14 protein-coding genes and 1 tRNA gene are annotated in these 23,844 nt (G+C 37.7%); 10 read left to right on the plus strand and 5 right to left on the minus strand.

Annotated elements, in window-relative coordinates; all coding sequences use genetic code 11:
• The first annotated feature begins 87 nt into the window (after positions 1 to 87).
• Entirely contained in the window at positions 88 to 3,087 is a 3,000-nt protein-coding gene (locus ODE14_RS02330) for a LamG-like jellyroll fold domain-containing protein (RefSeq protein ID WP_263602819.1), read from the plus strand.
• A 215-nt stretch (positions 3,088 to 3,302) separates the two neighbouring features.
• Here ODE14_RS02330 and ODE14_RS02335 read toward each other — a convergent pair whose 3' ends face one another.
• Positions 3,303 to 4,025: an AAA family ATPase gene (locus ODE14_RS02335; protein ID WP_263602820.1), complete on the minus strand. Its 723-nt coding sequence runs from the start codon at positions 4,023 to 4,025 to the stop codon at positions 3,303 to 3,305.
• 790 nt (positions 4,026 to 4,815) lie between these two features.
• Complete coding sequence (locus ODE14_RS02340; protein WP_412059344.1) at positions 4,816 to 5,553, minus strand: DNA-formamidopyrimidine glycosylase family protein; 738 nt, start codon at positions 5,551 to 5,553, stop codon at positions 4,816 to 4,818.
• Between the two features lie 134 nt (positions 5,554 to 5,687).
• Here ODE14_RS02340 and ODE14_RS02345 point away from each other — a divergent pair, with 134 nt between their 5' ends.
• From ODE14_RS02345 to ODE14_RS02355, 3 genes are all read left to right on the plus strand, one after another.
• A complete protein-coding gene (locus ODE14_RS02345; RefSeq protein ID WP_263603815.1) occupies positions 5,688 to 7,043 on the plus strand; it encodes a deoxyguanosinetriphosphate triphosphohydrolase in 1,356 nt (451 codons plus the stop codon).
• A 124-nt stretch (positions 7,044 to 7,167) separates the two neighbouring features.
• Positions 7,168 to 8,124 (plus strand): SPFH domain-containing protein, encoded by a 957-nt coding sequence (locus tag ODE14_RS02350; RefSeq protein WP_248393834.1) that lies wholly within the window; start codon positions 7,168 to 7,170, stop codon positions 8,122 to 8,124.
• 207 nt (positions 8,125 to 8,331) lie between these two features.
• Positions 8,332 to 10,353, plus strand: a complete 2,022-nt coding sequence (locus ODE14_RS02355; protein WP_263602822.1) for a DUF3857 domain-containing protein — start codon at positions 8,332 to 8,334, stop codon at positions 10,351 to 10,353.
• A 67-nt stretch (positions 10,354 to 10,420) separates the two neighbouring features.
• Here ODE14_RS02355 and ODE14_RS02360 read toward each other — a convergent pair whose 3' ends face one another.
• Together ODE14_RS02360 and ODE14_RS02365 are read right to left on the minus strand one after the other, a co-directional pair.
• Positions 10,421 to 10,762 (minus strand): DUF962 domain-containing protein, encoded by a 342-nt coding sequence (locus tag ODE14_RS02360; protein WP_248393830.1) that lies wholly within the window; start codon positions 10,760 to 10,762, stop codon positions 10,421 to 10,423.
• Between the two features lie 113 nt (positions 10,763 to 10,875).
• A complete protein-coding gene (locus tag ODE14_RS02365; RefSeq protein WP_263602823.1) occupies positions 10,876 to 12,546 on the minus strand; it encodes an APC family permease in 1,671 nt (556 codons plus the stop codon).
• Positions 12,547 to 12,798: 252 nt separating this feature from the next.
• Here ODE14_RS02365 and ODE14_RS02370 point away from each other — a divergent pair, with 252 nt between their 5' ends.
• From ODE14_RS02370 to ODE14_RS02385, 4 genes are all read left to right on the plus strand, one after another.
• Entirely contained in the window at positions 12,799 to 15,759 is a 2,961-nt protein-coding gene (locus ODE14_RS02370; RefSeq protein WP_263602824.1) for a tetratricopeptide repeat protein, read from the plus strand.
• 5 nt (positions 15,760 to 15,764) lie between these two features.
• Positions 15,765 to 16,256: a hypothetical protein gene (locus ODE14_RS02375; protein ID WP_263602825.1), complete on the plus strand. Its 492-nt coding sequence runs from the start codon at positions 15,765 to 15,767 to the stop codon at positions 16,254 to 16,256.
• 31 nt (positions 16,257 to 16,287) lie between these two features.
• Entirely contained in the window at positions 16,288 to 18,048 is a 1,761-nt protein-coding gene (locus ODE14_RS02380) for a TonB-dependent receptor (RefSeq protein ID WP_263602826.1), read from the plus strand.
• Between the two features lie 68 nt (positions 18,049 to 18,116).
• Positions 18,117 to 18,190 (plus strand) — tRNA-Arg (locus ODE14_RS02385).
• Positions 18,191 to 18,310: 120 nt separating this feature from the next.
• On the opposite strand, the gene nhaA is transcribed toward ODE14_RS02385, so the two are convergent.
• Positions 18,311 to 19,636, minus strand: coding sequence for a Na+/H+ antiporter NhaA (nhaA, locus tag ODE14_RS02390; protein WP_263602827.1), 1,326 nt, complete (start codon positions 19,634 to 19,636; stop codon positions 18,311 to 18,313).
• A 419-nt stretch (positions 19,637 to 20,055) separates the two neighbouring features.
• Here nhaA and ODE14_RS02395 point away from each other — a divergent pair, with 419 nt between their 5' ends.
• Together ODE14_RS02395 and ODE14_RS02400 are read left to right on the plus strand one after the other, a co-directional pair.
• Positions 20,056 to 20,439: a hypothetical protein gene (locus ODE14_RS02395; RefSeq protein ID WP_263602828.1), complete on the plus strand. Its 384-nt coding sequence runs from the start codon at positions 20,056 to 20,058 to the stop codon at positions 20,437 to 20,439.
• A gap of 209 nt (positions 20,440 to 20,648) precedes the next feature.
• A complete protein-coding gene (locus ODE14_RS02400) occupies positions 20,649 to 23,801 on the plus strand; it encodes an efflux RND transporter permease subunit (RefSeq protein ID WP_412059345.1) in 3,153 nt (1,050 codons plus the stop codon).
• The last annotated feature ends 43 nt before the right edge of the window (positions 23,802 to 23,844 follow it).

Here is a 23,844-nt window from a genome sequence, read left to right on the forward strand (position 1 = left end):
ATCATTTGATTTTTAGGTTTCAGCAGGACGCAGCAGGATGCCTGTATTTACGTTTGTGTTTAGATTAGTTAACACAAAATTAATCATATGATAAAATCATTACTACCTAAACACACCCTTACGGCCTTACTGTTTTGCGGATTAACCTATTCCACATTTGATTTACAGGCACAGACATTAGCCTTTCCGGAAGCTACCGGTTTTGGAAGATTTACGACAGGAGCGAGAGGTGCTGCCAATCCCCAGGTTTATTTAGTTACCAACTTAAATGACAGCGGACCGGGCTCATTCCGTGATGCAGTGAGCCAGCCGGGAAGATTTGTCATCTTCAAAGTGGGAGGTATTGTGAATTTACAGTCCATTGTTGCTGTTGCAGCCAATACAACGATTGCCGGACAGACCGCTCCCGGAGAGGGAATTGTGTTTTTGGGACCGAGAGTTTCCTTTACAGGAGCCAATAATACCATTGCAAGATATCTCAGAATCCGTTACGGAGGTACTTCTCAAAACCAGGATGCCTCAGGAATTGCCAACGGAGCAAATATCATTTTGGATCACATGACTTTTACCTGGGGCACGGACGAAGTTTTCTCGGTGAACTGGGATAATAACGGCACAGCGCCTGATAATATAACGATTCAGAATTCTATTATCGGTCAGGGAATGCACCGTCACAATCATTCTGCCGGCGGACTGATGCAGCCTCCACCGGGAGGTAAAATAAGCCTGATCGGAAATTTATACATCTGCAACAAGACGCGTAATAATAAAATAAAAGGCATTAATGAGTTTGTAAACAATGTGGTGTACAACTGGGGCAATTATGGAAATACCTATGGGCATACCCAATCCGGAGAAGCTTACATCATGGGCGGGGATTCTGCGGGAAGTTCTTTCGCGAATATCATCAACAATTATTTTATTGGAGGACCTAACACAAGCAATACAGTGACTACCCCTTTCAGCGTCGGGAATGCTAATTTTAACCTCTATGGTTCCGGAAATTATTTCGATAATAATAAGAATGGATTACTCGATGGTTCCCTGGTTCCTCAGGATTTAACGGGCTATCCGGTCGGTGATCCTGCAGCGATATTAAGTGCTCCATATGATTATCCGGTGAAAAATCCTGCATTAAGTGCCCAGGAAGCATACGACAATATTGTTTCAAGAGTGGGAGCATCTTATCCAAGACGTGACCAGGTGGATAATTTAATGATTTCAGACTTGCAGTCGAAAGGAACTACCGCTACCTATGTTTATGTGCAGACTGATTTAGCCAACCAATTTGGTTTTACCAATGGAGGGGCAGGACACGTTTATGGTGCACCGGCTCCTTTGGATACCGATAATGACGGAATGCCAGATGCTTGGGAAGATGCCCATGGAACTGATAAAAATGTTTTCGACGCTCTGGAAGTAAGTGCTACCAATGCACCGTATCTGAATATTGAAGTTTACATTAACGGTTTACCCAATACAACGGCTCCGGATTTTATTATTCCGCCAACCAATCTGAATTTCACCAATGCAATGACAACAGGAAATCCTGCTGTAAGCTCTCTAACGGTTAACTGGAATGATAATGCCACGAACGAAACAGGTTACGTTTTGGAACGTTCAGACAACGGGACAAATTTTTCGGTGATTGCGACATTAGGTGCGAATACGACAACATATAACGAAACTGGGTTAACCCCAGATACGCAGTATTACTACAGGGTAAAAGCAGTCAATGCTTCAGAGTCTTCTGTATACACTTCAAATGCTTCAGTAACAACACCGCCAATTCCTTCACCTCCGACAAAAGCAATCAATCCCGTTCCTGCAAATGGAAATACCGGTGCAGAATTAAACAGCGGAAATCTGCTTTTAAAATGGAATGGAAGCACAAATACAACAACATATTCCGTTTATTTCGGAACAGATCCGGGAAATTTAAGTAATATCGGAACGGTCTCTTACAGCGCTTCACCTTCTTATCAGTTAAGCAACCTTAACCCTGCAACGAATTATTATTGGAGAGTAGATGCTACGAATACTTTGGGTACTGCGACAGGTGATGTATGGTCTTTTCGTGCATTAACACAGACACTGGTCGGAAGCTGGCCTTTTACAGAAGCACCTTCGTCAGGGACACAGATTGCAGATGTGACATCTTTTGCCAATCATGGAACGTTAAATACTTCCTATGATAATGCCAATGTACGGGTTCCCGGAAAAGAAAATTATGCCCTGGATCTTGCTACAGCTCCAAACAATATCTACATTGCAAGCATTCCTCACCAGGATCAGATTTTATTTAATGCTAATTCTTTTACGGTTTCTTACTGGATGAAAGCACCGGCGAGCATGATTCCGTCTTCTTCCTCTACAAGTTTATACGTTCTTTGCAAAGGTTCTATAACGGCTAATGCTTCTACAGGAGCTACCGGAAAACGCTTTAATGTAGAAATCAAAGGAGGGCAGCTCCGTTTTGCAATTGACGATAATGTGACTAAAAAAGAGATTACTTCACCCATCGCTAATTATTTTACCAATAATTGGGTGCATGTTGTGATCCAGCGTGATGTTATTGCTCATAAAATAAGAATTTATACCAATGGTATTTTAAGTTCCGAAGGAGATGAAACGGCTGTTACAGGAATTGGTGAGTCTAGTGATTTTATCATCGGAAATATCGGCGAGCTGGAATTTCAGGCGACTGCCAATGCTTCTGCTCCATATAAAGGTGCCTTTGATGAGCTTAAAATGTACAACTATGCATTAACGGCGGCGGAAGTTTATTCACTTTATAACCAGGCTGTATTGAGTAATGATGAATTCAGCATTAGCAAGAATATGGGAACAGTATATCCGAATCCTGTAAAAGACCAGCTGTCCATCAAACTTCCTGAGTATAAGAAATCCAGCCTTACCGCGACCGTTGTTGATATGACGGGAAAAATCATCTTTAAAGAAAAGATTAATGCTAATGGAAATGGCGTATTTAATTTTAATATTGCAAGCAGAAAGGTTGCAGGAAATTATATTCTGAATGTTTCCGGGGAGAACTTAAATAGCAATTTTAAAATTGTTGTTCAATAAAAAAAAAATACTTAGTTCATTCATATTATATTAGAAGAAGTCCCTTTCAATGATGAAAGGGCTTTTTTGTCGATTAACTTTGTGTTCGTCACTTTGAGTAGATTTTGAAAAAATCGTATCGAAAAGTTACTCCTACAAGCCTTTTTCATTCGCCGGTTCTCGATACATTTTTCTACGCTTTGCTCCGAAAAAGACTCGAACTGACGGTGTAACAATTACTTAAAGTTTTGTATTTTCTCACCTTCAAGCTTCTTGATGAGGTTCCCTTTCACCACCGTAAAAGCATAATCCTTAGCTTCGGCAAAAGAAATATTGTACTTTCTAACAATATCTTGAAGATCTTCCGGGAATTTATCGAGAATATTATCATAAAACAGATCAAGATATTCTTCGGAAGGCATTTCATAATTAATTTTCAGCTGAAAGCGGCGAAGTAAAGCAGTGTCAATAATTTCAGGATGGTTGGTAGCGCAGATCAGCAATGCATTTTCCGGATAATAGTCGATCAACTGAATCAGGGTATTCACCAGTCTTCTCATTTCGCCTACGTCTTTGTCATCACTGCCTCTTGCTTTGCCGATCTGGTCCAGCTCATCAAGAAACAGAACCGATCTTTCTCTTGCTGCCTTATCAAAAATCATTTTGATATTCTGTGAAGTTTCCCCGATTCTTGAAGAAACAATATTGCTTAAATTAAGAATAATAATACTTTTACCCAATTCATGGGCAATCGCTTTTGCGGTCATGGTTTTTCCGCAGCCTGAACTTCCCTGAAGCAGTACTTTATTATTTACCGGAAGTCCGTACTCCTGTAATTCCGGAGCATAGGTGTTTTCTTTGATAAGCTGTGTGATCAGTTCCTTATTATATGCATCAAGGAATACATCTGTGAGCGCTATTTCTTCTTTATCCTGAATAATAAGGTTGTAGAGGTTCATCGGGAGATTTTACCGGCAAATATAAAGGTTATTCAACAAAAAAGCCGAACAAATACATGTTCGACCTTATCGGCTATTATAAAAATTAAAAATTGTCCTTAGTGTAAGTTGTCTTATGTTTTGGTTGCCCTTTTACTCCGCTGAGTAAAAGAGCAGTCAACCATTAAAAGTTGAAAACATAAACAATATAATTCATTTGTGAGTTCTTAGGCTTCCTAGCCACAGAATTTAAATTAGTTTCTTTCTTCTCTCTTAACTGTTGCGAAATAAGAAGAAAAAACTACTAAACATGTTGCGATTCCGATGTAAGCGATCATTTTATTGTATTTTTAATTATTTGATTAATTATTGTTGATTTGATATTGCAATATTACGACAATAAAATGATATCTGAAAGTAAAAATTATGATGTATATCAGTGTTTTAAGTGTGTTAAATTAACTTTTAGGCTAAAATTAGTTTACGTATATTTAATATATAACTGAAAATTAATTTATGAATTTGTTAATTTTTATTTAATTTTTTGTGATTCTTTCAAAAGAAGATGTTGAAGCTTCAAAACTTAATAATCGAAATGCGTCGCATAGCTTCAAATAAAACCTGATTTAAATCACCTAAATTTGAGTAAAATACTTTAATATGAACAAAATTTAATTTTTAAATCCTTTAGAGGTGAAAATTATTTCAAAATATGAGAATGAAATGTTGCTGTAAATGTGTTATTTACATGGCTCAATAAAAAACAAATCATATAATTTTTAAAATGTGTAAGATAGAAAGTAAGTAGAAATTAATGATATAATTGCTGATCGGTTTCACAGAAAAAACTTCTTCTTTTTCCTTTACCTGTCTGCTTTTTGATGAATTTTTGGCCGCATTTCGGGCAAATTTTCTTAGTGTGGGCCAGCCAGTGTTTCTTAAGTGTAAATTCTCTCTTCCACTCCAGAAAATCGAAGCTATAATTTCGGGCTTCTTTCATCAGTTCTTTTATTTTTTTATCCGGCATTTTGCCTAAAAGGCTTTCGGGCTGTACCTCAATTCGGAATAAAACTTCATTTTTAATAATATTTCCGACTCCGGAAAAAATATCCTGATCCATCAAAGCATCACAAACCATCATTTCGGGATTTGCTTTAAGTTTCTTTAATGCTTTTGTAGGATTCCAACTGTCACTCATGACGTCAGCTTCCCAATCAATGCCGGCTAAGAATTCAGAATCCACCATTTTTACATGGCAGGTATAGAAATAAATGCTTCCGCCGGAAAATAGTAAAGACAGCCTTAGCTGCCGGTCGGGTTTCGTCTGTTCATCCACACTATGAGAACCGAACATCAGCAGGTGAATCCTTACCGCGACATCATTAAATACAAGATACGTTTGTTTTCCGAAGGTTTTTATTTCTTTCAGCGTTTTTCCAACCAGGATTTCTTTATCGATTTTGGCATTTCCGGAAACTTCAAGAACTTTTCCGCCTTCAAATTTCTGAATGCTTTCTTTCATTAAAAGTATGGAAGGACCTTCGGGCATGATCTTATTTTATATTCGAGATAACAATAATTTTGCCACAACAAGCTTTAGCAGCTGTAAGAATATAAACAGATGATAAAAAATGATGAGGATGTGTCGGAAAAAAAATAAATTTGAGCTAATTTTGGCACATGATGAACTTAAACCAGATTTTCACGAATCAGCGTACAGGCAACAATCCGAACACAAAAGCTTCAAGAACGGATTTCCAGAGAGACTTTGACCGAATTATATTTTCATCGGCATTCAGGAGACTTCAGAATAAGACTCAGGTTTTTCCGTTGCCGGGAAGTGTTTTTGTACATAACCGCCTTACGCATTCACTGGAAGTTTCTTCTGTGGGCCGAAGTCTGGGAAGCGTAATGGGTGAGTTCATTCACGATCAGTATAAAAATGATCTTACAGAAGATGCTAAAAATTTTTATCTCCATAATTTAGGAAATGTAATTGCCGCGGCGTGCCTTTGTCATGATGTTGGAAATCCTGCATTCGGGCATTCCGGGGAAGATGCTATTGCAAGCTATTTTGAAAGAAACGAGACAGACCTAAAGCCTAAATTCAATGAAAAAGAATGGGCAGATCTGATGAATTTTGAAGGAAATGCCAATGCCATAAGAGTTTTGGCGCAGCAACAGCAGGGAAAAGATGCCGGAGGAATACAGCTTACGTTTTCAACTTTGGCAAGTATCGCTAAGTATCCCTGTGAAGCCATTGCCAAAAAGAAAGGGTTTATTCATCGTAAAAAATTCGGTTTCTTTCAGAATGAAAAAGATATTTTTCTTGAAATTGCTAAAGAAACCAATCTGATTTCAGAAAGTGAAGATCCTCATATTTTCAAAAGACACCCTTTTGTATGGCTGGTAGAAGCGGCTGACGATATTTGCTACAATATTATTGATATGGAAGACGCACACCGCCTCGGAATTGTTTCTACCGCCGATTGCAAAAACCTTTTTTTTGAACTGGTAAAGTCCGAATCAGATGATGTAAAGCGCATTGAGACCAAACTGAGTTCTATTTCCAATGAAAATGAACAGATCTCATACCTTCGCGCCAAGGTTATTAACGCACTGATCAACCAATCGCTGGAAATGTATAAACAAAACTTTGATAAAATTCTGGAAGGAAATCTTGATACAGCGCTTTTGGATCTTTATAAATCCGAGAATAAGACATTACAGGATATTGAAAGTTTTTCTATTGAGAAAATATACAATCATAAAGCCGTAGTTGAAATCGAAAATGCAGGTTATAACGTAATGTATGAACTTTTGGATCACTTTATTCCTTCTATTCTGAAGCATGAGGACGAAAGAAAGTCCTACGACAAAAAAGCATTAAAACTCCTTCCGCAGCAATTTGTTTATCAAAACGGAAGCGATTACCAAAAGGTTTTGGGAATAATAGATTTTGTTTCCGGAATGACGGATAATTTTGCCACGGATCTCTACCGTAAAATAAAAGGAATTGATATTGGTATGACGATGTAATCTTATTATAACGACTGTAGAGAGGATATATTAAAACCGGATGCAATAGAGTGTCCGGTTTTCTTTTTAAATCTAAAAACCATATCTTTATGAAGAATACAAATTTATATCAAAAATTATAACTATGAGTCTTTTTTTAGTACCTATTATTTTTATCGGATTAATTATTTTATTTGCTTCCTTCTTTGTGGTGAAACAGGAAACGGCAGCCATCATCGAACGCTTTGGAAAATTCCAGGCCGTGAAGCATTCTGGGCTTCATCTTAAGCTGCCGATTATTGATCAGATTGCCAAAAGACTGAACCTTAGAATTCAGCAGCTGGATGTGATGATTGATACCAAAACATTAGACAATGTTTTTATCAAAATGAAAATTTCAGTACAATATCAGGTGATCAGAACACAGGTGGGAGATGCGTATTATCGCCTCGAAAATCCGGAAAACCAGATTACTTCCTATGTTTTTGATGTGGTAAGGGCGGAAGTTCCCAAGCTGAAGCTGGATGATGTTTTCGTAAAAAAAGATGATATTGCTATTGCTGTAAAAGGAGAATTACAGGAAGCCATGCAAAGTTATGGTTACGATATTATTAAAGCATTAGTAACAGATATTGATCCGGATGAACAGGTAAAACACGCGATGAACAGAATCAACGCGGCAGAAAGAGAGAAAACCGCGGCAGAATACGAATCTGAAGCCCAGAGAATCCGCATTGTTGCCGTAGCAAGAGCAGAAGCGGAATCCAAAAAACTTCAGGGACAAGGGATTGCAGACCAGAGAAGGGAAATTGCCAAAGGTCTTGAAGAATCCGTAAGAATGCTGAACAATGTGGAAATCAATTCCCACGAAGCTTCTGCTTTGATTGTAGTTACCCAGCATTATGACACCTTACATTCCGTAGGTTCCAGCAACAGAAGTAATCTTGTGCTTCTGCCTAATTCTCCAACTGCAGCCAGCAACATGCTGAATGATCTTGTCGTAGCGATGACTGCAGCAAACACAGTGGGAGAAGTTACCAAAGGAAATTATCCTAAACCGCCAAAGGATCATAATCACAACAATAACAATAACGATCTTTAAAATAAAACCTCAGTTTTGCTGAGGTTATTTTTTTGTTTTTGAAATCTGCCTGATGAGACTGTGCTGAATTTTCAAAGCAGAGAAGTCAATTTTTATGCCTCATTTTTAAATTATCTTAACATTTTCCGGTCTTGTTTTTAAGATTTTAAATACCTAATTTAACCTTTTATTATTTATACCACCAAGACACAATTAGTAAAATATAATATGGATAATCAGATCGAAATTGAAAATTACAGAATCCGGAAACCGGAAGAATGGGCTGGAAATATTGATGATCAGGAACTCATAGACAGAATACAGGATTCCGATTTTGCCCGACAGCAAAACAATGAAGGAAAGGATTTTTGTTATTTTTTAGATAAAAAGTATTACACCAGCAATACGGAAAACAGTGAATATGTCTGTATGGCCTACACTTTAAATGAGCCCGCCAATCTTGAAAGAGCTTCTGTTTCAGATGTCGTTGTTGAGGAAAATGAAGTCTACCATATTCACCGCATCAGTGTTTTAAGAGATGGTGTTCTGATTGATAAGATCCCGGATACGAAAATTAAAGTTCTGGACAGCGAGAATCACAGCAGCGGAGGGATTCTGAGCAGCAACAAGAAAATCAATATTACCATAAAAGATCTCCGGCTCTATGATATTCTTATTATGGAAGATTCAAGAGTGAAACCCTTTACCGAACGCGATTTTCTGAGAAAAGAATTTTCAAAATACGTTTGGGTAAGTCCTGATAATTACTGGGCCTACGGCAGCTATAAATTTACCTTCATCAATGAACGCAGTGAAAAAATTGCTTATAAGAAAACATTTTTCAGGGATGAAAGCGGCAATGTGCAGGAGCCGGAAGTACATTACCTTGAAAAAGGGGAAAAATTCGTTTTTGAAGAGACTGATTATATCAATCCCGTAGATGCTAACCGTGAAATTTTCCCATTCATAGATTTTGCAACGGACAACACCTGGAAAGAGCTTTCCAATTATATTGCACCGATTTATCAGGAAATCTTTAACAATGCTTCTTTAAAGGATTTTGCACCGAACCTTATTGAGAAACTTGATGCTTTACAGGATCTTGATGAGAAAATCCAGTTTGCGATTGAATATGTACAGAACAATATCTATTACATTTTTAATGCTGATGAGATGAATGGCCACAAGCCACAGGAACCTGCTGTAACTTATGATAATAAACAAGGCGATTGCAAGGCCAAATCTGTTCTCTTAAAGGTAATTCTGGATTACATCGGAGTGGAGGCCTCTATTGTTCTGGTAAATTTTCACACAGATTTTTACATTAAATATTATCTGCCTTCTTTGCTGACATTCAATCATGCGATTGTGAAAATTAATTATAAAGGTGAAGAGTTTTTTATAGACGCTACGATTCGTGATGAATTCGGAACACTTGAAAACCGCGGATTCATTTATTTCATGCATTATTTGGAAGTGAAACCCGATCAGGAACTGAAGCAAAGAAAACCGTACCGCTATCCTTATTTCTGTGTAGATGAAAAAGTAGATTTCCGGGTTCAGAATACAATAGGAAAACTCACCCTTACCACAACTTATAAAGGTAACCGTGCCAATGCCATGAGAAGGTATTTTAAAAACACAAATAGGAGAGAAGTGATCGACAGCTGGAATAATTTCCTTTTTTACAGCCTTAATTATTCGGGAGACAGAAACGGAACGGATATCAGAAATATTTTTAAAGATGCTGTAATAGATATCGTAAGTGATGACAAAAAACAGAATGAATTTAAAATTCAGTATCAGTCCATTATAGAAAATCCATATTATGTGGATCCTAAAAATAACCGTTTTCTGATGTATTTCGACCGGAATTTGGTGAAAGCCAGCGCCCGGGATTATATGCATAAAGATCTTCCTTTCTGGCATAATTTTGACAGTGAGAAATATGAAATCAACTTGTACACCGACCAAAAGATTGATACGGAAGAAAAATACACGGTGCAGGAAAGTAGCATTAGCAATCCGTATTTTGATTTTAAAAGCCGAAAGAAAGTAATTAAGAACGGGGCAACAGCCTACATAGAATACAGTCCTCTCGTGAATCTTGAAATTCCGAAAGATGAATTTGAAAAATTCAGAACAGATCATCACACGGTGGCGGACAGTAATTTCGGTTTGGGAATTGATATTATTGAACCGGGGCTGATGAATATGCTGAAGTTTAACTTTAAGAAAAGATTTAAATAAGGTTAAGGAAAATTTCGGGCGAGTTTGCTTTGCAAACCCGCCCGAAATTTTTTTGATTATAAAAGCTCTAAATCTCTTCCGTCTTCTTCGGAACCGGAATTCCAGTGAATTTCTGTTTGCCGATCAGGAGTTCAAAAAAAAGTCTGAAATCTGAAATCAATGACCACAGCGGATAACGGAATGTTGCCGGTTTATTCTTTTCAATCACAGCATGACTAAACCATGCGAAGCCGTATCCAAATATTGGAACATACCATAAAAACCTTTCTTTTCCTGAACTTATCACGTATCCTATTACAAAAAATACCAATAAAATTCCTACAAAATGGAAAATTCGCGTTCCCATTTTACGATGTTCAGTAAGGTAAAACTGGTAAAATTCCTTGAATGTTTTTATTCTTTCAGACATGGCATTTGTATTTTAATTAATAGAATCTAAGCAATAAGTTCGCCAAATTTTAAAGTTTCCAAAAAATAAAAGCCGGATTCTTTTAAAGAATCCGGCTCCGTATTTGTTATATGTTAAGCTTTTCTGAGCTTGCTGTTTCTGTATCCGTAGCAGAAATAAATAATCAGTCCTATTGCAAACCATAGCCCGAACCAAAACCAGTTGTCATGGCTCATCCCGGTTAAAAGATATAAGCATGAGCTTAACCCGACTAATGGAATCAATGAAAAGTTCTTTATAAAAGTAAAGATGCAAAGAAAAAGATTAATCAATATAAAGAAAAATATAGAAGCTCTGAATTCTCCTTCTTTAGGATCATTCCAATCCATCAGCGTGTTAAAAAATTCAGGCTGCCAGAAATAGAAACCGATCAGGCTACCGATAAAAATAACCGGGAAAATGATTTTACCATTAATATAAGGAAGATGGAATCTGCCTTTCAGTTTCTCTTTTGCAGGGAGCATCAGAACGCCGGCGCAAACCAGTACAAATGCGAAAATAGTTCCGATACTTGTAAAATCAAGAATGAAGCTTTTATCGGTAAATAATATAGGAATACCAACTACAATTCCGGTAACTACGGTTGCATAAGAAGGGGTTTTATATTTTGGATGTACCGTCTGGAATTTTGGAGACATCAGTCCGTCACGGCTCATCGCATACCATATTCTCGGCTGCCCCATCTGAAATACCAGTAAAACCGTCGTAATAGCAACAATAGCAACAAAAGAAACCACGAGTTCCATCCATGCAACATTGGCATTGGATTTTTCAAAGATGAAAGAAAGCGGATCTCCAACACCGTCGAATTTTCTGTAATCTACCATTCCTGTCAGCACCAGAGTCAAAGCGATATAAATTACAGTACACAGCACCAGGGAAATGATCATTCCTTTAGGTAATGTACGCTGCGGATCTTTTGTCTCTTCGGAAAGTACACTTAAAGCATCAAAACCGATGTAGGCAAAGAATACTCCTGAAACTGCACTCATAACGCCTGCAAAGCCGTTCGGCATAAAAGAAGCAACCTGTGTTTCAGGATTTACAGGGGTCCAGTTATCTGTATTAATGTAAGCGAAACCTACCAAAATTATCAGAACAATAACGGCAAGTTTCAGAATTACTAAAACGTTATTAAAGTTTTTACTTTCTTTAACGCCGACATAGCACAGCCACGTAATTAGTCCGTTGATAACCAATGCCGGAACGTCAACAATGAATTTTAAATTTCCCAACAACGGTGCATTTTTCCATGCACTGATGAGCTCTTTGTTTTCTGAGCCGTTCATAAAGGCTTTTTTAGCTTCCGTATAACTGCAGGTAAGATAGTCCGGAATATGCATGCCCAATCTTTCTAAAAAGCTGGTAAAATAATCCGACCACGAAAAGGCGACATAGATATTTCCGAAGGAATACTCCATAATCAATGCCCAGCCGATAACCCAGGCAATAAGTTCACCAAAACTTGCATAGGCATAAGTATAAGCCGATCCTGCAGTAGGAATTCTGCTGGCAAATTCAGCATAACAAAGTGCCGTAAATCCGCAGGCAAAACCACAAATCAGATACAGTAAAATAACTCCGGGACCTCCTCTGAAAACCGCTTCTCCCAAACTGCTGAAACTTCCCGCACCAATAATCGCTGCAATACCAAAGAACACAATATCCCAAACACCCAAAACCCTATGAAGGCTTGTGGATGTATCTGACTCTGAATAGATTTTCCTTCTAAAAAGCTGACTCATTCAATTCTAAAATTTGATTTGAAAAAAGCAAATGTAATTATTTATCTGAAATAATTCGGGTTTTCTTAAGGTTTCTTACCGAAAAGTTAAGAAGTCTTAAAAATTTATCCACTTATTAACAATGTGTTAAAACACTTGTATATACAATATCTTTTCAATATTTTCGTTGATGGATTGTGGATAATTTTTCCGCAGAATTTTAAATATAGTAAAGCTGATTATCAGCCTTAAACATTTTAAAATTTAAAATTAATGAAATCAAAAAAAATACTCTTAGCGGCTGCGGTGTTCTATTTCGGAATCTCCGATGCACAGCAGTCTCAATACTTTACCCAAAAAGAAAATTACCGTTTCAACCTTGCTGAAAATCTTTATCAGACCAAAATATACAACGCTTCTCAATATGAATATGCCCGGCAATATTTCTACAACCAGAATTTGTCAAGGTCAAGACAGGAAGCGGCGCAGTTTTTTGATAATGTGATTGGAGTTATTCTTCAGAAAAATCATGCGGAAGAAGGTTTAACGGCTTTTATTAAAGAATATCCGAACTCGGCGTATTTTGCACAGGCCAATTTACCTTTAGCCGATTATTATCTTGCTAAAAAGGATTTTCCGAAAGCCCTGGAAACACTTAAAAAAGTAAATCAGTATCAGCTTTCAAAAGAAGAAAATACGCAATATGTTCTGAAATTAGGATATGCCAAATTCATGATGGGAGATTCTAAAGGGGCAACTGATGCTCTTGAAGAAGCCTACAAAACAGCAGACGATTCCCAAAAAGGGGATATTGCTTACATGCTAGGACATTTATATTATTCTGATAGACAGAATGACAAAGCATTCCGGTATTTCGATTCGGTAAAAGATCAGCCTAAATATTCCAAACTCGTTCGTCCTTATTATGTTCAGATGTATTATAATGATAAGGACTATGATAAGGCAATTTCAGAAGGTACAGCTTTATTGAATGAAGATATTTCTGAAGCTTATAAAGCGGAAGTTCATAAAATCATCGGAGAAAGTTACTTCATGAAAGGCGATTATACGTCAGCATATCCCCACCTTAAAGATTATCTGAGCGTTCAGCAGAATCCTTCGGAAAATGATCTGTATGAAATGGGATTTGTGGCAGCTCAGCTTAAAAAATATGATGAAGCGGTTTCCTATTATAACCAATTATTAAACAGCAATTCAGCGCTGGCTCAAAATGCTTATTATCAGCTTGGAAATGCGTATCTCGCGGTGGATAAAAAACAGGAAGCGCTTTCGGCTTTCCGTTCTTCGTACCAGATGAACTATGATCCGAAAGTGAAGAAGCTGGCCCACGAGCAGTATGCAAAATTAAGTTATGATATCGGGAATCCTTTTGAAAGCGCTTCCACGGTAATTCAGAAATATATTACCGAAAATCCGGAAACCAATGCTTCAGAGATGAGATCACTTTTGGTGAAATCTTACCTCTATTCGGGAAATTATAAAGAAACACTGAATGCAATCGACAGGCTTAAGAATTCATCTCCGGAAATTGATAAAATTGACCAGGAAGTTTCATACTTACTGGGAACGGAAGAATTCAACAAGGGAAATTATGATGAAGCGGAACAGTATTTCCTCAGAAGTTTGGGGTTTAATATCAATAAAGAGTTTAACAACAGGGCATTATACTGGCTGGGACAGGTGTATTACCAGAAAGGAAACTATCCTTCTGCCATTGTACGCTATGAAAAGCTGTTGAATGAAAATTTCCCTGAAAAACAGCAGCTTCCTTACGATTTGGGATATGCCTATTTCAAGTCTAAAAAGTTTGATCAGGCAGAACAGTATTTCACCCAATATTTAAAAAATCCGAAACCTGAATTTAAAAATGATGCTGAACTTCGTTTGGCAGATATCAATTACGCCAATAATAATCTGAATGAAGCGATCGCCATCTATGAGAAAAATGAAGATGCCACAGATTATACATTGTATCAGAAGGCAATGGCCTTAGGATTTAAAGGCGATACGCAGGCTAAAATTTCCAATCTGAAAAACCTGTTGTCAAAATATCCGGATTCGGAGTATTATGATGATGCTCAGTATGAAATAGGAACAGCCTATGCGGCGCAGGATGATTTTGCCAACTCGAATGATTTCTTTGCCAAAGTAATCAGAAACTCATCGGATAAAGATCTGGTTGCGAATGCTTCAATTTACAGGGCACAAAATTATATTGATTTAAACCAGAATGATAAAGCATTATCTGAATTAAAATCTCTTGGTGAGCAGTACAGAAATACAGCTTATGCTGAAAAAATAGCGCAGGCTGCGAAGCCAATTTTCACTAAAAACGGAGATGTTGCCGGCTATCAGAATTTTGCTAAAAATATCGGAGTCAACATCGGTGCTGCTGAAATTGACGAGATCAACCTTTCCACGGCAAAACAGTATTTTGCTAAAAAAGATTATCAGAATGCTATTTCGTACTACGAAAAATATTTAACCCAAAATCCTACGGGAGAAGGTCTTTACCAGGCAAAATATGAGCTTGGAGAAAGTTACTACCAGACAAAAAATACAACAAAAGCATTGTTGGTTTTACAGGAAATTGCCAATGTGCAAAACGATTATCAGGATGATGCGCAAACCCGTCTTGCCCAGATCTATATTGCACAGGGTGATTCGGCAGAAGCCAGAAAATATTTAGAAAACATCAAAAATTCTTCAAATGTAAATGTTAAAAACTATGCAAATGTAGAATTAATGAAATTATACGCTGAAGAAAAGAATTTTGCTGAAGCTGAAAAGCTTGCCGATGCGGTAATTGCCAACGGTAAAAACTCGGCGGCCGTTATTGAGACTGCAAAAGTGATTAAAGCAAGAAGTCTGATGAATGCCGGAAAAGATAAGGATGCACAGGCTGCATATGCTTCTTTGGAGAAATCTTCTAATACGGAAGTTGCGGCAGAATCGCTTTATGCAAAAGCATTTTATCAGAGTAAAGCAAAGGCCTTTAAATCTTCCAATGAAACGATTTTTAAACTGGCCAATAATTATTCTTCGGAGGAATATTGGGGAGCAAAAGCTCTTGTATTAATGGCGAAAAACTATGTTGGTTTAAAAGACAATTACCAGGCGAGCTATACATGCGATCAGATTATCGAAAATTATAAAGATTTTCCGGAGATCGTAGCGGAAGCAAAAGAGGTTAAAAAGCAGATTAAAAAATAGCTTTCATGAAAATTAAGGTTATAACATATTTTTTTCTTTTTTCTATTTCTTTGTGTAGCTGTTTTCCTTCTTATAATGCTAGCAATAAAGAATACAGAAGAATACAGCCAGATTTTCAGAAGCAGAAAGCTTTTGTGATCAATAAAGAACTGAAACGTGAATATACTATTTTAAAACACTCTGATATTTATGAAATTGTAGACGATAGCATGGATGTCGCAAAAATAAAATTGTATGAATTAGTTCCGGATCAAAGCTTTCAGTGTGGCAATTTAATGGCGGGAAGTATGCTGACTTTAGGATTATTGCCTTCGGTTTATCGTACCAAAGACACTTTCAGCTACGATGTTTCAGAAAACAATACGGTTAAAAATTATCAATTTAAATTAGAAGTTAATCAGAGTTTATGGCTATTTAATATATTCAGACTGAGCAAAACTTATAATAAACAAGCAGGGAAAGCATTATTGGGGAGTTATATGGCTTCCAATAAATAATCTCTAATTATATTTTTCAAATAAAGAAAATATGAACAGGAAAATTCAAATATTATCTATATTATTCTTAGGGGTTTCGTCGGTGGCGTTTTCCCAGATCAAAGAAGAAAAACTGATTCTTAATAAAAAAAGAGAACCGGAAGTAAAGAAGATCGAAAAAAAGAAAACTTCGGTAGAAACCATTAAAAATTATCCGCCGGAAGAAAAATCCCAGAATCCTGTACAATACAGAATAACGGATGTTCCCGCAGTTTCGGATTTTAAAACTTCTACCATCCAGGGCCAGGATGTTACACCAAAATTTGAAGGTTCTGCGCAAAATAATTATATCCAGTTCGGAATGGGAAATTACGGGAAAATTCTCGGAGATGCCAATATTTCCAAAACACTGGAAAACAAAATTGAGGTGGGTGTTGATGCCCATTTTCTTTCAACACAAGGCCTTAAAAAAGAATATGACTGGGATTCCAAGCAGAGTTCCACTACTTTGGGCGCCTTTCTCAATTCTTACGGAGATAAAGGGAAATTCAACCTGAATGCTGAATATGGCTTAAACAGTTATAACTACTACGGAATTTATGCACTGCAGCCGGGAGATGTTGATCTGGACCAGAGAGTTAATCAATTTAAAGTAAACGGATATTATGATTTTTATTCCAATGAAATTCTGAATGATGTGCGGGTAAAGTCATCTTTTTTGAAAGACCATTTTGATGCTCAGGAAAACCAGGTCTCCATTTTAGCCAATTTGTCAAAACATGCGGTTGAAATCGGGAAGTCAGGTTTTAACCTTAACGCTGATCTGGGAGTAGGTGTAGAAGCTGTAAAAAGCGAATTTGCCATTCTTGATCAGAATTCATCCAATTTTGTTAATCTGAATCTTGCTCCTAAAGTTACCTTTAGAAAAGGAGATTCATATTTAATGTTAGGTTCTTCGTTTGCATTTCTGAATTCGAAAAATCAGAATATGATGATGGCTGAACAGATGAAAAATAATAAAACGTATTGGTTTCCACAGGCTGAATTCCAGTATGCCGCCGCTGATGAGTTTAAATTCTACGGTGGGGTAGACGGAGGTCTTAAACTGAATACATATGCTGATCTTTTACAGCAAAACCCTTTTATCGTTTCCGATCAGTACTTAAGACCTACTGAAACAAAATATCATTTTTATGTGGGTTTAAGAGGAGATATTGATGAAATGTTCAAATACGATGTTTCTGCAGGGTACGGAAAAATGAATGATATCATGTTCTTCAGAGCAAATGATTTGTTCGATTATACTTCGGTTAATCGTTCCGCTTATAATTATGCCAATACTTTTTCTGCTGTTTATGATAATGGTAATGTGGGCGATATTAAAGGTAGCCTTCAATATTTCCCGCTGGCAAATCTTATCCTGGATACAGAAGTAAAATTTACCAAATTTGACCTCGATAATTACTCGGATATCTATAATGTACCGCTCGTAACGGCGTCAATCGGAGCAAAATATACCATGCTTGATCAAAAATTAATGCTTGGTTTTAAAGGGATTTTTGCAAGCGACAGAACGACGAATTCATTTGTGCTTGAGGGAGTTGGCAATCCGGTAACCTACCTGTCTACAGAGGATACAAATGATAAAGTTGGAGGGTATGCTGATTTAAACTTATCAGCAGAGTATAAAATTCACAAAAATTTCAGTATTTTCGCACTCGGAAATAATCTTCTAAACTCAAAATACCAAACGTACAAAGGCTACAAAGTTCTTGGTGCACAAATTTTGGGAGGCGTAAAGATTACATTCTAAATATAATTGATAGATGATAATTGATGAATGATTAATCATTTATAATTCATCAGTTATCATTTATAAATGGCTCCGTAGTTCAACTGGATAGAATAACGGATTTCGGCTCCGTCGGTTGGGGGTTCGAATCCCTCCGGGGTCACCTGTAAGGAAAAAGCATTTTAAGAGTGCTTTTTCCTTTTTTTATTTTATAATTGGTATAATACATCTGGTCGGTGACCCTGTTTGTCATATTCCTAATCTATATTCTAATCATCCTTAGTTATTTTGCAGATCGGTTGAGAATCACATATCCTATAATTCCACCGATAAGTGATGCCGCAAATATACCTATTTTTGCCTGAGTCTGGTATTCTTCATGGCTGAAGGCCAGTGAGGTTACAAAAAGTGACATGGTGAATCCTATGGAAGCTAAAAATCCAAGTCCGAAAAGGTTTTTAATTGTCATTCCCGTAGGAACTTTGGCAATTTTCAGTTTTATAAACAAAATACTGAATCCTGCAATGCCGATTACTTTACCCAATAACAGACCTAAAGCAGTACCTACTGCAATATTATTGTTAAAAAGACTCTCTATATCAATAGTTAGCGAGACACCGGCATTCGCTATAGCGAAAATAGGGATAATCAGGAATGAAACGGCAGGATGCATGGCATGTTCCAGTCTTTGCAATGGGGGAGTGGCAGCCAGGGTTGCCTCGTTCATTTTTTCCAGGACATGTAGCTGTTCATTGGTGAGGGTGGGTGTATTCTGGTCAGGATCAATATTTTTAAATCGTTCCAGATAGGAATTAATCTTGGCAATAAAAACACTTTCCCGGATCTTCACATCGGCCGGGATCGTAAATGCAGCCAGTACGGCGGCGATCGTAGCATGAACTCCCGACACGAGAAAACAGGTCCAGACTCCGCCGATTCCCAAAACTGCATAGAAAATAATGGATCGTATGCCAAGCTTGTTTCCCAAATACATTAAAGCAAGAATGAAAAACCCGGCCAGTAAAAATACCATATTGATTTCAGCGGTGTAGAAAAATGCGATAACGAGCACTGCTCCAAGATCATCGACAATAGCAAGTGCTGTTAAAAAAACCTTGAGTGCCAACGGTATTTTATTTCCCAGCAGGTAAAGAACTCCCAATGCAAAAGCAATATCTGTAGCCATCGGGATTCCCCAGCCTTTGTGTGGTTCACCTGAAGGATTGAAAAGAAGATAAATAAGGGCAGGCATTACCATGCCTCCAACAGCAGCGACAATAGGTAAAATAGCCTTTCTGACATTAGAAAGCTCTCCCCCGATAATCTCCCGTTTCAGCTCCAAACCTACCACAAAGAAAAATATGGACATCAGACCGTCATTAATCCAGTGGTGAATGGTATAATTAAAATAGGTTTCATTGTTCCACTGGAAGCCAAAAGATTGTTCCAAAACTTCATGATAGGCATGAGACAAAGGTGTATTTGCCAAAATAAGGGCCAATATAACGCTGATTCCCAACAACAGTCCTCCAGACTTTTCCTGTTGAATAAATCTTTGCATAGGCTGCACGATCTTGTCTATCGGTTTGTAATTGTAATCATTGCTCATCGTTTCTTTTTTAATAGATTGTAAATTTACGATTTTTGGCGTTTATCTCCCGTCATTATGCCCACGGCGGTCAATTTTACCAGGTCTGTTTAATATCCAAAGGATTCAGTGAATAATTTGATTTTTAAAACATAGGATATAAAAATTTAAACAAAAATTTCGAAATAAAAAATAGTAGCGGCAATAAATGTAGATTTGAATCCTGTAGTAAAACATATTTTGATGGCTTACAAAAAATAATAAACTAAAGCTGAAAAGATGTGTTTCTTAAATAAAGATAAATCCTTTTAAGAAATGTTTAAGAAAAAGATCACTTATATAATGAGTACCAATATATAATATAGAGCTTTTAATATTGCAAAAAATGATTTAGCTTATTTAAAATTGTTCTTAACGAAACATTTTATAATTTTGCATAAGTGAAAAAACTGATCTCAATACTATTGCTTAGTTTATACTTGGTTTCTACAACCGAGCTGTATCAGTTTTTGAAAGTACCGGTTCTTGTTGAACATTATCTGGAGCATAAGGAGCAAAATCCTGCTATCACAATCGGTTCGTTCTTTAAAATCCATTACGAAAACCCGGTAAAAGATTCAGATTATAACAAAGATCAGCAACTGCCATTCGTTTCGCACGCTGCGCATCTTGTGATCGTTTGTACACCGGCGATACCTTTTACTTTTCAGTTATCCGACAAAGAATCCAACCCGATTATTAAATCCAAACAGACTTTTTACAAAAGCATCTTTTACAATAAAGATATTCTCAATTCTATCTGGCAACCGCCGAAATTTTGTTGATTTTTTCTGAATTCTTCTCAAAAATATTTTTGAGAACGTTTTGATATTAAGTTGATCAACCATAGGTTCATTAATTTTTTATCAGGCGATCAAACTTATTTATTCATAAGCATTTGCTGGAATAGTAAATTCAAATAGAGATATTTATCTATAGCATAGTTATCTATCATCTGTTATCTATCATCTGCTAATAAGCTCAACAAATCATTATGCTTACAAAAATCATTGAGTTTTCTGTAAAGAATAAACTCATCATTGCGCTGTTGGTTTTGGGATTGATAGGCATTGGCTCCTATCAGGTCACCAAACTGCCGATCGACGCTGTTCCGGACATTACCAACAACCAGGTTCAGGTCATTACGATTGCCCCTTCATTTGGGGCAACAGACATTGAAAGACTGGTGACATTTCCCATAGAACAGGCAAACAATAATATTTCAGGATTAAAAGAAATCCGCAGTTTTTCACGTTTCGGGTTATCGCTCGTTACCATCGTTTTCGAGGATGACGTCGATATTTACTGGGCAAGACAGCAGGTTGCAGAACGGCTGCAGCAGGTTCAGACCCAGATTCCGCAGGGAATCGGAACCCCCGAATTAGGTCCTATTTCCACAGGGTTGGGCGAAATTTTCCAGTACGTGATCCGTCCCGAAAAAGGCTACGAGAAAAAATACGACATCACAGAACTCCGCACCATTCAGGACTGGATCGTAAGAAGACAGCTTCTCGGTGTAAAAGGCGTTGCCGAAGTCAGCAGTTTCGGAGGAAAACTGAAACAATACGAAATTGCCGTAAATCCCGACAGGTTAAATGCTTACGGAATCACCATTAACGATGTTTTCGATGCATTAAATACCAATAACCAGAACACCGGAGGTGCTTATATCGAAAAAGGTCCCACCGTTTTATACATCCGAAGCGAAGGTCTGATCGGAAATATCGAAGACATCAAAAATATTGCGATTGCTTCCAAAACCAATGAAATTCCATTATTTATAAGAGACGTTGCAGAGGTGAAAACCAGCTTTGCCACAAGATATGGTGCCATGACATTTAATGATCAAGGAGAAGTTTCCGGAGCAGTGGTCATGATGCTGAAAGGCGAAAACAGCAATCAGGTCATTAAAAACGTAAAAGAAAAAATTGCACAGATTCAGAAAACACTTCCGAAAGGAGTAGTAATAGAACCGTTCCTGGATCGTACCAAAATGGTAAACAACGCCATCGGAACCGTAGAAAAAAACCTTACGGAAGGTGCATTAATTGTTGTATTTGTACTGGTTCTGTTCCTTGGAAATGTACGCGCAGGCCTGTTGGTGGCTTCTGTGATTCCTCTCGCAATGCTTTTTGCCATCTGTATGATGAATCTTTTCGGAGTCAGCGGAAACCTGATGAGTCTCGGTGCACTGGATTTTGGTTTGATTATCGACGGTGCGGTGATTATTGTAGAATCTGTTCTGCACCAGTTCAGCCATAATTCAAAATTCAAAAAAATATTCTCCGTCGGAAAAGAAGAAATGGATACCATTGTAACCGATTCTGCCGGAAAAATGATGAACAGTGCCGTTTTCGGACAAATCATCATCCTGATCGTGTATCTTCCGATTCTTACCTTACAGGGAATTGAAGGGAAAATGTTTAAACCGATGGCTCAGACTGTTGCTTTCGCTTTATTAGGTGCATTTTTATTGTCGTTAACGTACATTCCGATGATGAGTTCTTTGCTCTTGAGAAAAAGAAACCTGAAACCGAACTTATCCGACCGGATGATGAAAAAAGTGGAGAAAATCTATCTCAAAACATTGCTTAAAATTTTAAGATTTCCGAAAATGGTATTCTCCATCGTGGCTGTACTTTTTATCTTGGCAATTTTCATTCTCAGCAGAATGGGAGGTGAATTTATTCCTTCGCTTGAAGAAGGGGATTTTGCCGTTGAAACCAGGGTTTTGTCGGGAAGCAATCTCAACACAACTATTGAAAGTACACAGAAAGCTGCTCACATCCTGAAATCAAGATTTCCCGAAGTACAAAAAGTCGTGACAAAAATCGGAAGCGGGGAGGTTCCTACAGACCCGATGCCGATGGATGCCGCGGATATAATGGTGATTCTGAAGGATAAAAAAGAATGGACTTCCGCTTCCACATTCCCGGAACTGGCAGATAAAATGACCAAAGAACTGCAGGATGTTCCCGGGGTAACGGTAAGTTTCCAGTTTCCGGTGCAGATGCGTTTCAATGAACTGATGACGGGAGCAAGACAGGATGTCGTGGTTAAAATTTTTGGAGATGATCTGGACGTGCTTTCAAAAAATGCCCAGAAACTCGGGAAAATTATTGAAACTGTAGACGGAGCCCAAAACCTTTACATCGAACCGATTGCCGGAATGCCGCAGGTAACGATAGAGTACAACCGTCCGGCAATCGCACAGTATCATTTATCCATTTCCGACATCAACCGGATTGTGAATGCCGCATTTGCAGGGCAGAGTACAGGTCTCGTTTTTGAAGGCGAAAAACGTTTCGATATGGTTGTCCGTCTCGATTCCAAAGTCCGTAAAAATGTGGATGATATTAAAAACCTGTTGGTTCCGACCCCTTTCGGAAACCAGATTCCGCTTTCTCAGCTTGCAAAAGTTGAAGTGAAAAACGGACCAAACCAGATTCAGAGAGAAAATGCACAGCGCAGAATTGTCGTTGGATTCAACATCAAAGGAAGGGACGTTCAGAGCATCGTGGAAGAACTTCAGAGTAAAGTCAACAAAGAGATAAAACTTCCGACAGGTTATTATATGACTTACGGAGGTTCTTTTGAAAACCTGAACAATGCAAAACAGCGTTTAATGATTGCCGTTCCGGTTGCTTTGGCGCTTATTTTTGTGATGCTGTTCTTAGCATTCGGCTCGGTGAAAGAAAGTCTGCTGATTTACACCGCAATTCCACTTTCAATTATTGGCGGCGTATTTCTTCTGGCTTTGAGAGGAATGCCTTTCAGCATCAGTGCAGGCGTTGGATTTATCGCCCTTTTCGGAGTGGCGGTTCTCAACGGAATCGTTCTCATCTCAGAATTCAACAGATTATACAAAAGCGGAATCCGGAATATTGTGAGAATTGTAATTGATGGTGGAGAATCCAGACTTCGTCCGGTTTTGATGACGGCTTTCGTGGCATCTTTAGGATTTATTCCGATGGCGCTCAGCAACGGAGCAGGAGCCGAAGTTCAGCGTCCGTTGGCAACCGTGGTGATCGGAGGTTTGCTCGTTGCAACTTTCCTTACGCTTTTTGTACTGCCGCTTCTTTATGTAACCATTGAAAAAGGATTTAAAATGAAATCGCCATCATTTGGAAAACGCAAACGCCTATGAAGAAAACGCGATTACATATGACCTTTAAAAAACAATAAATATC

This window comes from Chryseobacterium sp. PET-29, from assembly GCF_025736815.1.
GTDB classification, from domain to species: domain Bacteria; phylum Bacteroidota; class Bacteroidia; order Flavobacteriales; family Weeksellaceae; genus Chryseobacterium; species Chryseobacterium nepalense.